The organism is Croceitalea sp. MTPC5, from assembly GCF_036985505.1.
In the GTDB taxonomy this organism is placed as follows: Bacteria; Bacteroidota; Bacteroidia; order Flavobacteriales; family Flavobacteriaceae; genus Croceitalea.
On record NZ_BTGQ01000023.1, the window covers coordinates 1 to 1,547 of the forward strand.

The window sequence follows — 1,547 nt, forward strand, 5'->3', positions numbered from 1 at the left end:
TGTATGTTGCGTTTGCCTACCGTAGGTGGCATATGCAATATACAAATTGTTGTACACCGTTTTTTATTCCACTTTTCTAATTTCAATTTCATTAATTATTCCCTTTTCGACTTTTTCAATGGCCGAAAGAGGTAATTGAAACCAAAATTCATTTCCATTCCCATCAAAGTAGCTAAATGTGAATTCATTTTCGGTTCCATCAAATCCACCACAATATTTTTCCGTTTGAAATTGGTCGCAGCTTTCAATTAATCCCCATTCGTTCAAATCGAGATTTTCCTTTGTAATCTGCTTACAAATTCCAATGAATTCAGAGTCAATTTTATGCTTATCCTTATTTTTAGAAATTGAATTCATAAATATTTTGGTCGTCATTTACCCTTTTTAAACATTCAGTTACTAATTCCGAAATTCTTGCTGTTGGAATCAATGTATAATCGTATACAGTTCCGATTTCATTCTTTTTTGAGGAATCCCATTCATATTCAGTTCCGTTTTCATCGATAATGACTGATTTTCCTTCAAAAATATCTTGCCATTCAACCCGCTTAGTTAAATCAGTAATATTATTGTAAACTATTACTTGGTGTTCGGAATCTACTTTGTCAATTAGAAATATCATTGGTTCGTCAAATGGTGTGCAACGGTGCGGCTATGATTAGTGCGGCGCGGAAATTCGACGGATTTCCAGCTACGCGCTAAGCAAAAGCTTTTGGTTTTGTTTTTTCTTTTTTTCTGCGAAAGCAAAATCCCAAAGATTTTGCGACCTCATAAATATACACAGACCTTGGCTAAAAGCCCATAAGTCCGCATTAATTATAGGTATTGTTACCATTTGTTTTTCTCCGTCCGAGTGAGCTATTTCCGTTGCGCAAGAGTGAAAAGTACTTAGGTTAGATAATCAGTCGGTAGATTTTTTGGTTTTTTGAAATGGGCTTAAAATCAGCCCAAAGCCAATATTGTGCAAAATTGAAAATAAATCACAAGTATTTGCATTTTGTCGGAATTGAAAAATTCGCGGAGAAATAAGGTGGCTTACCTAATTTGAAGTAAAAGATGAAAACGATTAACGAAAGTATTCGCCAATCTTCTAGAATTGTCTTCTTGCCCTTTTGTTTCTACTACTTCGAAAGTTTCTACCTCTATCGTTAAAGCTGGATATAACAGCCCAAAGTACACAGAGTGAAGCTATAGCAATAATTGCAATATTTGTCTGAAAAATAAATTCCGGTAACTCCATGCTACAATATACAAAAAACTTCTAGAATTTTCGTCAAATTAAAGTGTAAACTACTGAATTTCAATAAAAAATCACTCAATAGTAATTGAATACTTTATGAAATATTTTCGCAAACTAGCTAAAAAGTCCATCTGCGTTCTGATTGTGCATGAATAAAAAGTCCTGCGTACGGTTTTTCAGAAATCCGTGCGTATTTTTTTCATTCCGTTCCGTTCAGATTTTCAATTCCATCCGCACTTTTGGTTTCTGGAAAAGGTCCGTTTGCAGAATTTCCAAGCTGGCAAAATATTTTTTTTAAATAAATGGT

The 1,547-nt window shown here is 34.0% G+C and carries 2 protein-coding genes; both read right to left on the reverse strand.

From position 1 onward, the window contains the following. Nucleotides 1–63 precede the first annotated feature (63 nt). Nucleotides 64–375: a hypothetical protein gene (locus AACM45_RS20225; protein ID WP_339145018.1), complete on the reverse strand. Its 312-nt coding sequence runs from the start codon at nucleotides 373–375 to the stop codon at nucleotides 64–66. Then, a complete protein-coding gene (locus tag AACM45_RS20230; protein ID WP_339145019.1) occupies nucleotides 341–622 on the reverse strand; it encodes a hypothetical protein in 282 nt (93 codons plus the stop codon). The genes AACM45_RS20225 and AACM45_RS20230 overlap by 35 nt, the downstream gene beginning before the upstream one ends. Nucleotides 623–1,547: the final 925 nt, after the last annotated feature.

Excerpts from the sequence above, each read along its gene's own strand:
- AACM45_RS20225 (WP_339145018.1), bottom strand. The coding sequence starts at position 375 with ATGACGACCAAAATATTTATGAATTCAATTTCTAAAAATAAGGATAAG.
- AACM45_RS20230 (WP_339145019.1), bottom strand. The coding sequence starts at position 622 with ATGATATTTCTAATTGACAAAGTAGATTCCGAACACCAAGTAATAGTT.